Annotated in this window: 12 protein-coding genes; 3 read left to right on the forward strand and 9 right to left on the reverse strand. The window is 60.7% G+C overall.

The window, feature by feature from the left end; all coding sequences use genetic code 11:
* Positions 1 to 63: 63 nt before the first annotated feature.
* Complete coding sequence (locus ACY8FN_RS03625) at positions 64 to 504, forward strand: Hsp20 family protein (protein WP_463099249.1); 441 nt, start codon at positions 64 to 66, stop codon at positions 502 to 504.
* 73 nt (positions 505 to 577) lie between these two features.
* Here the strand turns inward: ACY8FN_RS03625 and ACY8FN_RS03630 are convergent, their stop codons facing one another.
* Complete coding sequence (locus ACY8FN_RS03630; RefSeq protein WP_463099250.1) at positions 578 to 1,828, reverse strand: valine--pyruvate transaminase; 1,251 nt, start codon at positions 1,826 to 1,828, stop codon at positions 578 to 580.
* A gap of 302 nt (positions 1,829 to 2,130) precedes the next feature.
* Between ACY8FN_RS03630 and ACY8FN_RS03635 the strand changes: the two genes are divergently transcribed.
* Positions 2,131 to 2,364: a hypothetical protein gene (locus tag ACY8FN_RS03635; protein WP_463099251.1), complete on the forward strand. Its 234-nt coding sequence runs from the start codon at positions 2,131 to 2,133 to the stop codon at positions 2,362 to 2,364.
* Here the strand turns inward: ACY8FN_RS03635 and ACY8FN_RS03640 are convergent.
* Positions 2,294 to 3,118: an AraC family transcriptional regulator gene (locus ACY8FN_RS03640; RefSeq protein ID WP_101323186.1), complete on the reverse strand. Its 825-nt coding sequence runs from the start codon at positions 3,116 to 3,118 to the stop codon at positions 2,294 to 2,296. The genes ACY8FN_RS03635 and ACY8FN_RS03640 overlap by 71 nt on opposite strands.
* A 92-nt stretch (positions 3,119 to 3,210) precedes the next feature.
* Here ACY8FN_RS03640 and ACY8FN_RS03645 point away from each other — a divergent pair, with 92 nt between their 5' ends.
* Positions 3,211 to 4,338, forward strand: coding sequence for a multidrug effflux MFS transporter (locus tag ACY8FN_RS03645; protein WP_463099252.1), 1,128 nt, complete (start codon positions 3,211 to 3,213; stop codon positions 4,336 to 4,338).
* Between the two features lie 4 nt (positions 4,339 to 4,342).
* Here the strand turns inward: ACY8FN_RS03645 and ACY8FN_RS03650 are convergent, their stop codons facing one another.
* The 7 genes from ACY8FN_RS03650 to ACY8FN_RS03680 all read right to left on the reverse strand — a co-directional run bounded on the left by ACY8FN_RS03650 (position 4,343) and on the right by ACY8FN_RS03680 (position 15,960).
* Positions 4,343 to 5,026, reverse strand: a complete 684-nt coding sequence (locus ACY8FN_RS03650; RefSeq protein ID WP_101317644.1) for a response regulator — start codon at positions 5,024 to 5,026, stop codon at positions 4,343 to 4,345.
* Between the two features lie 58 nt (positions 5,027 to 5,084).
* Positions 5,085 to 7,673, reverse strand: a complete 2,589-nt coding sequence (locus ACY8FN_RS03655) for a DUF4118 domain-containing protein (protein ID WP_463099253.1) — start codon at positions 7,671 to 7,673, stop codon at positions 5,085 to 5,087.
* 126 nt (positions 7,674 to 7,799) lie between these two features.
* On the reverse strand, positions 7,800 to 8,327 hold the full coding sequence (locus tag ACY8FN_RS03660) for a potassium-transporting ATPase subunit C (RefSeq protein WP_463099254.1): 528 nt from the start codon (positions 8,325 to 8,327) through the stop codon (positions 7,800 to 7,802).
* Between the two features lie 62 nt (positions 8,328 to 8,389).
* Entirely contained in the window at positions 8,390 to 10,447 is a 2,058-nt protein-coding gene (kdpB, locus tag ACY8FN_RS03665) for a potassium-transporting ATPase subunit KdpB (RefSeq protein WP_463099255.1), read from the reverse strand.
* A 67-nt stretch (positions 10,448 to 10,514) separates the two neighbouring features.
* Positions 10,515 to 12,209, reverse strand: a complete 1,695-nt coding sequence (kdpA, locus tag ACY8FN_RS03670) for a potassium-transporting ATPase subunit KdpA (protein ID WP_463099256.1) — start codon at positions 12,207 to 12,209, stop codon at positions 10,515 to 10,517.
* Positions 12,210 to 12,566: 357 nt separating this feature from the next.
* Positions 12,567 to 13,916 (reverse strand): glutathione-disulfide reductase, encoded by a 1,350-nt coding sequence (gene gorA / locus ACY8FN_RS03675; RefSeq protein ID WP_463099257.1) that lies wholly within the window; start codon positions 13,914 to 13,916, stop codon positions 12,567 to 12,569.
* A 76-nt stretch (positions 13,917 to 13,992) separates the two neighbouring features.
* On the reverse strand, positions 13,993 to 15,960 hold the full coding sequence (locus tag ACY8FN_RS03680; protein WP_463099258.1) for an ATP-binding protein: 1,968 nt from the start codon (positions 15,958 to 15,960) through the stop codon (positions 13,993 to 13,995).
* Between the last annotated feature and the right edge of the window lie 16 nt (positions 15,961 to 15,976).

The following is a 15,976-nucleotide window of genomic DNA, read 5'->3' on the forward strand; positions in this document are numbered from 1 at the left end:
CCCGGGTGCCGATGATGGGCCCTGTGGAGAGTTGAACCTGTTGCTTATTAGAAGGATAGGATTATGCGTAACCTCGATTTTTCTCATCTCTATTCCAACGCCGTCGGCTTCGAGCGGATGGCCCGTGAGCTGGAAGGTCTGTTCGAGCAGAAGACCGCCGCTTACCCCCCGTACAATATTGAAAAGCGCGATCAGGATGGCTATCGCATCACGGTCGCCGTGGCTGGCTTCGAGCGCGAAGAGCTGGCGCTGGAGACCGAAAACGGCACCCTCAAGGTGAAGGGTCGCAAAGGGGCTGCGGCCGGTGAGCATCAGTTCCTCCATCAGGGGATTGCCGAGCGCGACTTCGAGCTCGCCTTCAAGCTGAGCCAGCACGTGGAAGTACAGGGTGCCAAGCTGGAGCATGGCTTGCTGACCATCGATCTGGCTCGCGAACTGCCGGAGGCACTCAAGCCCCGCGCCATCCCCATCGGTAAACCCGACCAGCTGGCGCTGCCCGGTTAAGTAAACCGGATCGCGATAAACAACAAAGGCCTGCATCTGCAGGCCTTTGTTGTTTTTGTATCGCCGGATTGGATTAACCAGCGTAGAGGGCGTTGATCTCCTCCGCCAGAATGGCGATGCCGCGGCGCACCAGCTCCTCGCTTTGGGAGTAGTTGAGGCGGATGCACTCTTGGCTGTGACGCCACTCGGGGTCATCGATACCGGGGAAGAAGTAGTGACCCGGCACGATCAGCAGGTTCTTGGCCTTCAGTCGCTCGTACAGCTCCTGACAGTGGATCGGCAAGCCTTCAAACCAGAGCCAGAGGAAGAGGGCGCCTTCCGGCTTGTGGATATGGAAGCGCGGGTCGGGGATCGCTTCGCGCAGTAGCTGCACCGCCAGCTCCGCCTTCTGCTGATAGAAGGGCTTCACCACCTGTTCGCTGAGGGTGATGATATCGCCGTTCTCGATCATCGGGATGGTGATGGCTGGCCCCAGACTGCCCGGTGCCAGATTGATGATGCCGCTCAGGTTGGTGATGGCCTGGATGATCTTCTCGTCGGCGATGACGATGCCGCAGCGAGTGCCCGGCAAGCCGAGCTTGGAGAGGCTCATGCAGAGGATGGTGTTGGCGTTCCAGAACGGTTTGGCTTCGCTGAAGATGATGCCCGGGAAGGGCACGCCGTAGGCGTTGTCGATCAGCAGCGGAATCCCCTTGTCGCGGGCGATCTGATCGAGATGTTCGATCTCTTCGTCGGTCAGCACGTTGCCGGTGGGGTTGGTCGGGCGGGAGACGCAGATCACCCCGATGTCGTCACCCACCTGCAGGCTCTCGAAATCCACATGGTATTTGAACTGGCCATCGGGCAGCTTCTCGATGGTGGGCTTGTAGGCCACGAAGTAGTCGTCGGCCAGCGCCGAGTCGGCGTAGCCGATGTATTCGGGGGCGAGCGGGAACAGCACCTTCTTCTTTCGGCCATCGGCAAACTCACCGGCCAGCAGGTTGAACAGATAGAAGAAGGCATTCTGACTGCCGTTGGTCAGGGCGATATTGCGGGCGGAGATATCCCATCCCAGCTCCTTGTTGAGCAGGGCGGCCAGCGCCTTGGTGAACCTGTCTTTGCCCTGCGGGCCGTCGTAGTTGGCCATCGCTTTGACCAGCTCGCCGTTGTCGAGCAGACTCTTGGCCTCGGCCTGAAAGCGCTCCAGCATGGCGGGGATCGGGGCCGGATTGCCGCCACCCAGCATGATGGCGTCCGGATTGGTCAGCCCCTGATTGAGGTCATCCATGAGTTGGGTAATACCGGCGTGGCGAGTGAACTTCTCGCCGAACAAGGAAAATTCCATTCGGTGACAGATCCAGAGTCAGTTACGAAGATGTAGCACCATAGCTCAGTTTAAAAGCGGGTGTCGATCAAAATAGCGGGACGTTCCACGTGGAACGTGGTGTAAAAATTAAGCGTGGTTAAAAGTACCAACTGTTGGTTTAAAAATGACCGAGCAGGATGCGTTTTGCGACTCAATTTGGTATCGCAAGATGGTGAATTTAAACAAAATCATCATGTTATGTTTTGTGAGGGTTGGCGCAACAATTGGTACAGCAATTGAAGTAGCTATCTGGTCATCTCAACCATACCGGAGCAAACCAGATGAAAATCCTGATCGCCACCCTGATTGTGAGTGCCCTGAGCCTGAACGTGATGGCCAACGAGAATCCGCGGCCCGAGCTGGAGAGCGCCCAGCTGGAGCAGGATGTGCAGAACGAGTTGCTGCAGGCATCCCATGCCGTAGTGCAGGATGCGCTGCACAACCTCAAGCCGCTGGCGCTGGATACCCTGGTGGTGGAGGCGAGTCAGGCTGTGGCGACTCACCCCGAGAGCTGAGATAGCGCAGGGGGGTCTGCCCCATATGTTGTTTGAAGAAGCTGATGAAGGCGCTGTCGCTGGAGAACTCCAGCGCAGCGGCAATCCGGCTGATGGGCTCGCTTTCTGCCAGCAGCTCCATGGCGCGCAACAGCCGCCACTGCTGACGCCACGCCTGATAGCTCATGCCGGTCTCTCGCATAAAGATGCGGCCAATGGTCTTGTCACTGGCACCCACCCGTTCGGCCAGCCGGTTGAGCCGATCGGGCAGGGCATCTCCCCGTTTCAACTGCTGTAGCCAGTCGCCCAGTCTGGGGTCGGTCGGCAGTGGCAACTGCCACGACTCCCGCGGTGCCTGCCCCAACTCCTCCATAAACAGCGCTACCGTCCGTTGTTGCTGCTCTTGCGGTTTGTCCCACGGCCAGAGCGCCATCCGTTCGATCAGTTCGTGCAGTAGCGGATTGACCGCCAGCACCTCCACCGTGCCGGGCAACTCTGGGTGTGGTGTGAAGTAGAGGGAGCGGTAGGCCACCACACCACGCATCAATACTCGGTGAGTTGTGCCCGCTGGCAGCCAGGCGGCGCGGGTGGGTGGCAGCAGGCAGACCCGACCTGCCAGCTCCATGGTCATGCAGCCGGATTGGGCGAACAGCAGCTGATGGCGCTGATGCTGATGCAGGCCCGAGTCGTGCCAGCCGAGGGCGGAGGCAATGCCGATCACACTGCCCGTCAGCTGGTCGGGGTCAAAAGGGTGATCGGGAAGAATAAAGGCCATATGTCCGATTTTTGATGTTTATAGTCCTGCTTATTGTAATCAGACAATCGGCATCTCTCTAGAATGGCGACCTCTTGTGAAGGAGGTTGGTCATGAACAACAAGTTGCCACCGCTCTGGCTGGTGGTGGGATTGATGATGTTTCCCCAGATCGTGGAGACCATCTACAGCCCGGTACTGACCCAGATCGCTACCCAGTTTCGGGTGAGCGAGGGGCAGGCATCCCAGACCTTGTCGGTCTATTTTCTGGCGTTTGCGGTGGGGGTGGTCTGCTGGGGACGGCTCTGCGATCTGATCGGGCGGCGTCCCGCCATGTTGGCGGGTCTGCTCACCTATGGCGCTGGCACCCTGCTGGCGCTGCTGGCCAATCAGTTTGAAACCCTGCTGCTGGCCCGGGTCATCTCGGCCTTTGGCGCCGCCGTGGGTTCCGTGGTGACCCAGACCATGCTGCGCGACAGCTATCAGGGCAGCGAGCTGGCGCGGGTCTTCTCGGTGATGGGCATTGCGCTCTCCTTGAGCCCGGTGCTGGGGCTACTCAGTGGTGGCCAGTTGGCGAGCTGGTTTGGCTATCTCGGGGTATTCAGCGGTTTACTGGTGCTGGCGGCTCTCTTGTTGCTGGTTGCCTGCTGGCAGTTGCCGGAAACCCGCCCGGCCACCAGCCAGCGAGTCGCGCTCTGGCCGCTGGCGTGCCGGATGATGAAGGATGGCGGGCTCTGGCGTAGTGCCATGCTGGTCGCCCTGTTCAACACCATGCTGTTTGGCTACTACAGTCTGGCGCCCTTCCTGTTTGCCGGGTTGGGATTGAGCACCGGCGAGTTTGGTTACTCGGGGATCTTGCTGGCGCTGGCGACTCTGCTCGGCAGCCTGCTCAACAAGCATCTGCTGGGGAGAGGGTGGCTGCCGTCCTCTCTGATCAGGCTGGCTTGCGCTCTGGCGTTGGTCGCCGGACTGCTGGTCTGGGCGAGTCAGGGCAACCTATGGTTCCTGTTGCCCATGATGGGTGTAGTCGTCGCTTTCGGGCTGGCTATCCCCAATGTGCTGAGTCAGGCGCTGTTGGCCTATCGCGAAGTGGCAGGCAGTGCTGGCGCCCTGTTTGGGCTTGGCTACTACCTGCTGCTCAGTCTGGGGTTGGCGGTGGCGGCCGGATTGCAGGATCTTGGCCTGTTGCTCAGTGGCTGCGGTATGTTGGTGCTGCTCTGCTGCGGGCGCCGTTCCACGTGAAACATCAGTTGCCGATAAAGCGGTAGCCAATACCGGATTCGGTCTCGATAAGCGTCGGTTGCTGGGGGTTATCCCCCAGCTTTTTGCGCAGGCTGGCGATGACGATGCGCAGGTAGTGGGTGTCCTCCTTGTGGCTCGGCCCCCAGATATCGTTGAGCAGCTGGGTCTGCATCACCAGCTTGCCGGGGTGGCACACCAGCGCTTGCAGCAGGGCGAACTCCTTGCGGGAGAGGGGGATCTCCTCCTCCTTCATGGTCACCTTGTGGCTGCTGGCGTCCAGGGTCAGGCCGCATTGGGGGAAGTGGCGCCGCTCGCCGCTGCTGACCCCGGCTCGCTGGCGCAAGAGCACGCGGATACGGGCCATCATCTCGCTGATGCCGAACGGCTTGCTCATGTAGTCGTTGGCTCCCGCATCCAGCAGCCGCACCTTCTCCTGCTCCGAATCGCGGGCCGATAGCACCAGCACCGGGTTGGGGTGATGCTCGCGAATGGCCTGCAACACCTGAATGCCATCGCCGTCCGGCAGACCGAGATCGAGGATCACCAGGTCGGGGTTGAGGTGGCGATACTGCTCCAGCCCTTCATTGACCCCCACCGCTTCACTCACCTGATGCCCCTCGGCAATCAGGCTGATCCGCAGAAAGCGACGGATCGCCGCTTCATCATCTATGACCAGAATGTGCGCCATCGAACCTCCAGAGGCGAATGGTGGGAGGGGTTGAGTGACCCGATCTGGCGGTCAGCCATCAGACCTCCGGTGAATTGAGGGCGAGCGGCAGGGAGATGCGCATGCAGGTGCCGTTGCCATTGGGGCCGGAGAAGGCCCAAATCTTGCCGCCGTGGGCCTCTATCATAGCGCGGGAAATGGCGAGGCCAAGCCCGGTGCCACGGCTGCCGCAATCGCCCACCGGCTGGGTGTAGAAGAGGTTGAAGATCTTCTCCCGATCCGACTCGGCGATACCGACCCCGATATCGATGATGTCGATGATGAGGTCGGGCTCGGCCAGCATCACCTTGAACTCGATGGGGGTGCCAGCCGGCGAGTAGCGGGAGGCGTTGTCGAGGATGTTGACCAGCACTTGCTCGATCAGGGCACCGTGGACATAGAGCTGGGGCACATGCTGATCGAAATGGACCAGCAGCTTGTGCTGGCGCCAGGAGGAGTCGAGCCGTTTGCGAGCGCTCTCCACCAGATCCGCCAGATCGACCCAGTCCCGTTTCAGCTGGAAATCGGGGGAGCCGATGCGGGTCATATCCAGCAGATTCTGCACATAGCTGTGCAGGCGGCGCGCCTCATCCTGTACCGAATGGAGCAGCTCGTTGCGATCCTCGGCGGGGATCCGGTCACCATATTCCAGCAGGGTGCTGCCAGCCCCCATGATGGTCGCCAGCGGGGTCTTCAAATCGTGGGAGACCGAGGAGAGCAGGGCCGCCCGCATCCGGTCGGTCTCCGCCTGCAACTGGCTGTCGGCCAGCCGCTCGTTGAGATCGATCCGCGCCAGCGCGGCGCGAATGTCGGTGAGCAGCGCCTGCAACTGGTGCTCGGCGGAGGAGGAGAGCGGATTGGCCAGCGTTATGCCGATCACCAGATCATCGCTGAGGTGGTGATACTGGGCCTCGGCGGCATTGAGGGTCGCGGTGTGGGCGCCGGCGCTCTGCTTTTGGGCCAGACACCAGTCGATGGCCGCCTTGTCGGTCTGTCCGGGCCTGTGCTTCTCGTTGCCGAGTCGGTCGTGAAAATCCTGGTCCAGTACCACAGTCGGCTGACCGAGTGCCAGCGAGATGGCCTGGGCGCCCTGCCTGAGCACCTCCTCCGGACTGCTGGCGGTGGCCAGCCCCTGACTGAGGGAGAGCAGGGCATTACCCAGCTGTTGGGTCTCGCGCAGGCCGATCAACTGTTGCCGCTGGCGAGAGGCGAGCCGTCCCGCCGTTATGCCGACGATAAGCAGCACGAACAGGGTGAGCAGGTCGCTGTGGTTGGCGACACTCAGGGAGAAGTAGGGGGCAGTGAACAGCAGATTGTGAGCGACGAAGCCTAGTACCGCCGCCAGTATGGCGGGCACCAGACTGGTGGTGAGGGCGGTCGCCAGCACCCCCAGCACGAACAGTAGCGGCAGGGCGGCGGGGGGCAGCCAGTAGGAGAGCCCCCAGGCGGCGGCCGAGGTGATCCCCATGATCACCACCGCCAGCAGGCTATGGTGGATATCCTTCGGGGTCGGAGGTTGTATCCCCACTCTGGGCTTTTTCTGCTCGGTATCGACCAGGGTGATTTCGAGCCCCTGCGCCTGCTTGAGCAGATGTTGTACCAGCGAGCGGCGCCACGGGGCCTTGTGGGGTTTGCCGAGCAGCAGCTGGGAGACCTGCTGCTGCTCGGCGGTCTCCAGCAGGGTATTGGCCACCGCCGGGCTGGAGAGGGTCAGCACTTTGGCGCCGAGGTGGGAGGCGAGCGCCAGCGCCTGCTCCACGTCGGCAGAGCGGCGGCCATTGCTGTCGATATGCACTACCAGCCAGGGCAGTTGACGACGCTGGGCAAAGCGGTGGCCATAGCGTACCAGTGCCGAACCGTGCTGATCGCCGAGGCAGACCATCAGCTTGCCCCGCAGCGGCAGGGTGGTCTTGCCTGCTGCCTGCCACTGCAGTTGCAGATCCCCCTCTACGTGGCTGGCGGCGGTCTGCATCGCCAGCTCCCGCAATGCGGTGAGGTTGTTGAGGGAGAAGAAGGATTGCAGCGCTGCCTTGGCCTGATGGGGCACATAGACCTTCCCCTCCCGCAGGCGGTCGAGCAGCTCTTTGGGGGGGAGGTCGATCAGGATAATACTGTCAGCTTCAAGCAGCACTTGGTCGGGCAAGGTCTCTTTCACCCTGACCCCGGTCAGTTGCCACACCAGATCGTTGAGACTCTCCAGATGCTGGACGTTGAGGGTGCTGTAAACATCGATACCGGCGTTGAGCAGCTCCTCCACATCTTGCCAGCGCTTCTCGTGGCGGCTGCTGGGGGCGTTGCTGTGGGCCAGCTCGTCCACCACGGCGATGGCCGGTTTGCGGGCGAGCAGGGCGTCGAGATCCATCTCCTCCAGTCGCTGCTGGCGGTGCATGTGGATCTTGCGTGGCTGGATGGCGAGCTTGTCGAGCAGGGCCAGGGTCTCCTGACGGCCGTGGGTTTCCACCACGCCGATCAGGATATCGATCTCCTCTTTGGCCTGCTCCCGCACCGCTTGCAGCATGGCGTAGGTCTTGCCTACGCCGGGAGCGGCCCCGAGAAACACCTTCAGCCTGCCCTTGTTCTCCTGTTCCAGGCTCGCCAGCAGGGCGTCGGCCCGAACTTCATCACGCATCCCCATGCTCCTGTTTCAGGCTCACCAGCAGGGTGTCAGCTCTTGCCACATCAGCCATTGTTATCCCTATCGAGCCAACCGCCCGTTGCGAAAATCGAGGTCATCACCAAACCGGATGGGGCGCCATCAGGCGCCCTTTTTATGATCCAGTTGCAGATTCAGCTGGAGAATGTTGACCACCTGCGGGCCAAGGATACCAGCTTGTGTGGCCGACTTGACCTGCTCCGTCAGCTGGGCGGGATCCAGCCCACGTTGTTTGGCGACACGGTCCACCTGAGCCAGCACCGCATCCAGCGGCAGATGAGGGTCGAGGCCTGAAGCGGAGCGGGTCAGCATGGCGGGAGAGTTGGTTTTTTCCGACGTCTTGGCTGCCTGTTCGGCAAACTCTGCCCGCAGCGGCGAGCTCATCCCCAGGTTGCTGGCGCTGCCGCCAATGGTGTTGAAATCGCTGGCGGAGGGGCGGGGATGGAAATAGTCAGCCCGCTCGAATTTCTGCCCCAGCAGGGCGCTGCCGATGAGTTGCTGCTTGCTGTCGGTCAGCTGGCTGCCGTTGGCCTGCCAGGGGAACAACAACTGGGCCAGTCCGGTCACGGCCAGCGGGTAGGCGACTCCCAGCAGCAGGGTCAGGGTCAACAGGGTTCTGATTGCTATCATGATTCGCTTGCTCCAAAAGGGATGGTTGGGGATGCGGGTCTGCCCCGCATCCTGTTATGCCGTTACACCAGACCGAGGCCGGTGATGACCAGATCGATCACTTTGATTCCTATAAAGGGCACCAGCAGGCCACCGACACCGTAGATCAGCAGGTTGCGGCGCAGCAGACTGGCGGCGGATCCCTTCAGGTTGACGCCGCGCAGCGCCAGCGGCACCAGCGCCACTATGATCAGGGCGTTGAAGATGATGGCCGACAGGATGGCGCTCTGCGGGCTGCCCAGTTGCATCAGGTTCAGCGCGCCCAACTGCGGGTAGGCGGCAATGAACAGGGCAGGCAGAATGGCAAAGTATTTGGCCACGTCGTTGGCGATGGAGAAGGTGGTCAGGGCACCACGGGTCACCAGCAGTTGCTTGCCGACCAGCACCACGTCCAGCAGCTTGGTGGGGTTGGAGTCGAGATCCACCAGGTTGCCCGCCTCCTTGGCGGCCTGGGTACCCTCGTTCATGGCCAGACCCACGTCAGCCTGTGCCAGCGCCGGTGCGTCGTTGGCACCGTCACCGCACATGGCAACCAGACGGCCATCGGCCTGCTCCTGACGGATATAGGCCAGCTTCTTCTCCGGCGTCGCTTCGGCGATGAAGTCATCCACCCCGGCTTCGGCGGCGATGGCGGCGGCGGTTTTCGGGTTGTCGCCGGTGATCATCACGGTGCGGATCCCCATATGGCGCAGGATCTGGAAGCGAGCCTTGATGCCGGGCTTGATGATGTCCTTGAGGTACACCACTCCCAGCAGTTGCTCATGGGTACAGACCAGCAGCGGGGTGCCACCCTGACGGGCGATATTGTCCACCGACTTGAGCACCAGTTCCGGCACCGCCTTGCGGTCGAGGGAGAGGTAGTTGAGTACCGCATCCACCGCCCCTTTGCGATATTGATGACCGTTGCGATCCAGCCCGCTCAGGCGAGTCTCGGCGCTGAAGGGGATCACCTTGTCACTCTCCAGCTGGCTTGGCTTGGCCATGCTCTTGCCAGCCAGGGTCAGGATTGATTTGCCCTCCGGGGTGTTATCACCCAGCGAGGCCAGCATGGCCGCTTGTGCCAGCAGGGATGGATCGACTCCGGGTGCCGGGATCAGCTCGTCGGCCATCCGGTTGCCGAAGGTGATGGTGCCGGTCTTGTCCAGCAGCAGGGTGCGCACGTCACCGGCTGCCTCGACGGCACGGCCAGACTTGGCGATGACGTTCAGCTTCACCAGTCGATCCATACCAGCAATGCCGATGGCGGAGAGCAGACCGCCGATGGTGGTCGGGATCAGGGTGATGAAGAGGGCGATCAGGTAGAGGCGCGGCACCTGGGTGCCGTTGTAGTCGAGGAACCAGGGCAGGGTCGCGACCACCAGCAGGAAGATCAGGGTCAGCCCCACCAGCAGGGCGTCGAGCGCCATCTCGTTGGGGGTCTTCTGACGTTTGGCCCCTTCCACCAGAGCGATCATCCGATCCAGCGTGCTCTCGCCCGGATTGTTGCTGACGCGCACCCAGATCTCGTCGGAGACGACCGTTGTGTTGCCGGTCACACCGCTGCGATCGGTGCCCGACTCGCGAATGACGGGGGCGGATTCACCGGTAATGGCTGCCTCGTTGACCGAGGCAATCCCTGCTACCACTTCACCATCTGCCGGGATCATCTCGCCGCTGCGTACCAGCACCAGATCACCCTTCATCAGGCTGGTGGCAGCTACCCACTCGCCCTGACCATCTTTGGCATCGGTGACCCGACGGGCCTTGAGCTGGCTCATGCCCTCTTTCAGGCTGTCAGCTCTCGCCTTGCCGCGCCCTTCGGCCAGGGTTTCGGCGAAGTTGGCAAACCAGAGGGTCAGCCAGAGCCAGGCAGTCAGCTGCCAGGCCAGCGAGGGTGCAACCCCCGAGAAGGGTTGTCCCAGCAGGGATTCCACGGTGGCCATCACGGCGGCCAGCCAGAGGGTGAACAGGATGGGGCTGCCAAACAGCGCCTTGGGATTGAAGCGATAAAGGGCTTCAACCATGGCCTGTATGACTTGCGATTTCTGTTTCTTGCCCTTCACCTGAATGGTGTCGGTGCTCATTGCAGTGGACTTGCTCATTGGAAAGCTCCCAGCATCAGATAGTTGGCCATTGACATCCGGATGGTGATCGACAGGGTCAGGTTCATCAGAATGCCCCTCCGATCAGGCTCAGATGTTCGGCCACCGGGCCCAGTGCCAGTACCGGCAGGAAGGAGAGGCCGCCAATCAGCAGGACGGTGATGATCAGCAGGGTAATGAACAGCGGGCCACTGATGGGGAAGTCCCCTTCGCTCGTCTCCTGGCGTTGGGCACGAGCGAGCTGACCGGCAATGGCCAGTACCGGAATGATGTAGCCGAAGCGACCGAGCAGCATGGCCAGACCGATGGCGATGCACTGCCAGTTGTCACCGGCGGCAAAGCCGGCGAAGGCGGAGCCGTTGTTGCCGGCAGCCGATGCGTAGGCGTATATAAGGCGTGACAGACCGTGCGGGCCATCATGGCCGATGATGGTGCTGGCATCCGGCATCAGCAGAGTGACGCCGCCGATCACCAGCACACCCACCGGCATCACCAGCATGCTGGCAACCACCCATTTCATCTCGGTGATGCCGAGGCGTTTGCCCAGATAGGTCGGGGTACGTCCCACCATCAGGCCGCACAGGAACACGGTCAGCAGCACGAACAGCATCATGCCGTAGATACCGGCCCCCACGCCGCCAAACACCACTTCACCCAGCAGCATATTGATCATGGCGACCATGCCGGAGAGCGGGGCAAAGCTGTCGTGCATGGCGTTGACCGAGCCGTTGGAAGCGGCTGTGGTCGCCACCTCCCAGATGCTGGAGAGCACTGGGCCGAAGCGGCTCTCTTTACCTTCCCAGTTGCCTGCCATATTGCTGGCGTCAGTGGTGAGATGGGCGAGGGCCGGATCCAGTTTCAGCTCCTGAGTGATGGAGACGAAGAGCCCCAGCACCAGCATGAGGGTCATGGCAATAAGAATGGCGCGGCTATGGGCCATGTCTTTCACGTAGCGACCCAGCGTAAAGACCATGGCAGCTGCGATGGTGAGTAGGGTCACCATCTCCAGCCAGTTGGAGAGGGCGGTCGGGTTCTCGAACGGATGTGCCGAGTTGATGCCGAAGAAGCCGCCGCCGTTGGAGCCAAGCTGCTTGATGGCGATTTGCGAGGCCGCCGGGCCTAGGGGCAGCAACTGCTCCTGACCTTCCACCCCTTGGAACGGCAGGTAGGCGGAGAGGCTTTGCGGCACCCCTTGCCACACCAGCAGCAGCGCCATGATCAGCGCGATCGGCAGCAGCACGTAGAGGCAGAAACGCACCAGATCCTGCCAGAAGTTGCCAAGGTTGGTCGTCTGCTGGCGGGCGATACCACGGAACAGCGCGACTGCAACGGCGGCGCCAGTGGCGGCGGAGACGAAGTTCTGGGTGGTCAGCCCCACCATCTGGCTGAAGTAGGAGAGGCTGGCCTCACCGGAATAGGCTTGCCAGTTGGTGTTGGTCATAAAGCTGACCGCGGTGTTGAAGGCGAGTTGCCAGCTCATGCCCGGCAGTTGTTGCGGGTTGAGGGGCAGCAGCCCCTGCGCCATCAGGATCAGGAACAGCAGGCCGAAACCGGCGCCGTTGAAGGCCAGCAGACTGAGGGCGTAGGACTTCCAGTCCTGCTCCCGTCCATCGGTGCCACAGCAAGCCAGGGTGGCGCGCTCGACCGGTGCCAGCCAGCGGGTTTTTCCCTCAAATACCCGGTACATGTAATTGCCCAGCAGCGGTGCCGGTAGCAGAACCAGCAGCACGAAGGCCACCGGATAGATTATTTCTTGCCACATGTTCTAGTTCCTCACTCGTGACTGCGCGTTAGTGCGCGCAGCAGATAGACCATTAAGGCGAGGACGAGCAGCAGATATAGCCAATTCATATCGACTCCATTGAGATAATTAGCTGCGAGAGTCGATGTAAAACCGTATCGACTCTGTTGGTGTAATTGACGAGACAAGGGTATGTAAAACAGGCGTAAAGGCGCCATAAAGCGCCCTGAGGCAGGCGTAAAATCGCCGTAAAGAACGGCGGTTTTGCGAGAGAAGTGGCGAGGAGGGAACAAAAAACCCGGCCTGAGCCGGGTTTGGGGGAAGGAGTTACATGGCTGTAGAAGCCGGCTGCTCGAGACAGGCCAACTTCATCTGCCCTTAACGCATAGTGACGAACTCTTCCGCGCTGGTGGGGTGAATGGCAACACAGTTGTCGAAGTCGGCCTTGGTGGCACCCATCTTCATTGCGACGCCGAAGCCCTGCAGGATCTCGTCCATCGCAAAGCCGATACCGTGCAGACCGACCACTTTCTCTTCCGGGCCGACACAGACCAGCTTCATCCGGGTGGGTTGGCGATGCTGGGTCAGTGCCGAGTACATGGCGGTGAACTGGCTGCGGTAGACCTTCACTTGCGCTTCACCGTATTCGGCGATGGCTTCCGGTTCGGTCAGGCCTATGGTGCCGATGGGCGGGTGGCTGAACACCACGGTTGGCACCAAATCGTAGTTAAGGTGCTCGTTCGGCTTGTTGTTGAACAGCCGCTCACAGAGGCGACGGCCCGCAGCGACGGCCACCGGGGTGAGCTGGATGCGACCTGTGTTGTCACCCACCGCATATATGTTGGCGACGGTAGTGTTCTGGAACTTGTCGGTCGGGATAAAGCCCTTCTCGTCCAGCGCGATGCCTGCGGCAGCCAGATTGAGGTTGTCGGTAGCAGGTGCGCGGCCGATGGCCCAGATCAGGCAGTCGACGGTGAGGTGGCGACCATCTTCCAGTTGCAGGGTCAGGCTGTTGTCAGCGTTCTTTAGCACGGCTTTGGGAATGGCGTGGGTGTGCAGCTTGGGCCCTTCCTGCGCCATGATTTCGACCAGGGTCTCGTGGATCATGGGGTCGAAGTTACGCAGCGGGGCATGCTTGCGTACCACCAGATGGGTCTCGGAGCCGAGCGCCTGCATCACGCCTGCGATCTCGACTGCGATGTAGCCGGCACCGACTACAGCAACCCGCTTGGGTTGGCTTTGCAGGTCAAAGAAACCGTCGGAGTCGATACCCAGTTCGGCGCCCGGGATCGTCGGAATTTCCGGGCGGCCGCCAGTGGCGATCAGGATGTGATCGGCGGTGTAGTGTTCGCCATTGACCTCGATAGTGTTACTGCTGACGAAACGGGCGAAGCCCTTGATCACCGTAATCTGGTTCTTGCCCAGCACGTTCTGATAGGAGTGGTGGATGCGGCCGATATAGGCCTGGCGGGACTCGACCAGCTTGGCCCAGTTGAAGTGGTTGAGGGTGGCGTCAAAGCCGTAGTCGGCGCCATATTTCAGGGCATCGGCGATCTGTCCTGCATACCACATGGCCTTCTTCGGCACGCAGCCGACGTTGACGCAGGTTCCACCCAACTCTTTGGCTTCAATCAGGGCGACTTTTTTGCCGTACATGGCAGCCCGGTTGGCAGACGCGATACCGCCGCTGCCGCCACCGATGGCGATATAGTCAAAATGCTGTGCCATTGCGAGGTTCTCCGCTCATTAAGAATGCAATCACAGCATGATGGGGATAAAGCCGCTGGCTCACAAGAGCCAGCGTTCAGTTATGTTGGATCGGCAGGCGAATATGGAACTGGGCACCATTGCCCGGCGCGCTGATGCAGTTGATGCGGCCACGGAGCAGTTGCACCACCAGATTGTAAATGATGTGAGTGCCTAGCCCGCTGCCACCCTGACCTCGCTTGGAGGTGACGAAGGGGTCGAAGATGCGCGGCAGTATCTCCGGCGGTATGCCACGGCCATTGTCCGAATAGTCGATCAGCAGGTCTCCTCCCTGTTGCTCCACCTTGATGGTGATTTTTTTGGGTTTGTCCCAGTTGTCGAACCCGTGGTTGATGGAGTTGAGGATCAGGTTGGAGTAGATCTGGGTAAAACTGCCGGGGAAGGAGAAGGTCGACAGCTTGGGATCGCACTGGATATCCACTTCGCACTGGCTCTTCTTCAGTTTGTGGCCGAGGGAGACCACCACCTGATGAAGGTTGTCGGCGAGACTGAAGTTGTAGCGTGCTTCAGATGACTGATCGACGGCCACCTGCTTGAAACTGGCGATAAGCTCCGAGGCGCGGCGCAGGTTGCTCTGCAGCAGTTGCATTGACTCATCGAGGTTGACGGTGAACTCGGTGAGATAGGAGCGTGACAATTGCTTGGAGTCGATGTGTGACTTGAAGTCAGCGACCCGCTCCTGCAGGTAGGAGGAGGCGGTCACGCTGATGCCGATCGGGGTGTTGATCTCGTGCGCCACCCCGGCCACCAGTGAACCGAGGGAGGCCATTTTCTCCGACTCCACCAGGGTCTGCTGGGCCTGTTTCAGGTCGTCGTACGCCTTGCCCAGCTGACCGTTGGCTTCGCTCAGGCTGCGGGTGCGTTCCACCACTTTGCCTTCCAGCTGTTCGTTGAGCTGGATAATCTCCCGCTCGACCTTTTTCAGCTGGGTGATGTCGTAGCCGAACCCGATCTGGTACTTGAGATTGGGGCCATCGTAGAAGGGAACGAAGGTCCACTGCAGCACCAGCTCGTGTGCCTGCTGGTCATGCATGATGACCTCTTTGTCTGATAGCGAGCCATCTGCTGACAAGATGCCGGTAATTTCTGCCCGTTTGTTCGGACTAACAAACAGATCCAGCCAGTTGTGCTGCAACAGCTCCTGCTGGTGGTAGCCGGTCAGCAGTATGGCTGCCGGGTTGATGCTGGCGATGGTCAGGTTCGGCTCCATGCAACAGATGATCATGTTGGCGGAGTTGATCAGGGTGGCGGAGAAATCCCGCTCCTGTTGCAGCTGCTCGACCGCTTGATGGCGGGCAACCAGTTCGTCACGCAGCCGGGTGCGCATCTGGTTGAGGGTGGAGACCAGGGTATCCAGCTCATCCATTTTTTGGCGTGGTTGCGGTCGCCCTTCCAGCTCGAGTTCCATATCGAGGCGGTCAAGATTGAATTTCTGGGCATAGTGGGCAATGCGATTGATGTGTCTGACCACCAGGTAGTAAATGATGATCAGGATACAAAATGAGACCACCAGGGTCTTGATGGTCTGGCTGACCATGATCAGCACCGATTTTTCGATCAAGCGCTGGTAGATCTGCTCAAGGGAGGCCGCGACGAACAGTTTTCCGACGATTTCCCCCTGATAGGTGAGGTTGAACTCCTGGGATATGTCATAGCTTTCCCGCTCGACCCCCTGGGTCAGCAGCGGTACTTCGGAGTTGCCGAGCATCTCCTTGACCATCACGAACTGCATGTTGGGCAGGTTCATGATCCCTTCGATCTGCACCTTGACCTGCTCTTCATCCAGGTTCCACAAACTGGCGGCGATGGGTTGCAGAAAGGAGGCTTCGATCTGGCCGATGCTATCTTCGATAACGGCGACATCCTTGCGGTAATCCCAAGCGAGCTGCAGAGCTGTGATGATCAGCGCCAGTACGGTACTGCACACCAGAATGTAGGAGAGCAGGCGGTATGAGAGTCCGTTACGGCCCACGGCCTTGGCGGTCTTGGAGAAGAGTCCTGACATGGCGTCCTTGCGGTCT

The organism is Aeromonas sp. 160P, from assembly GCF_055193095.1.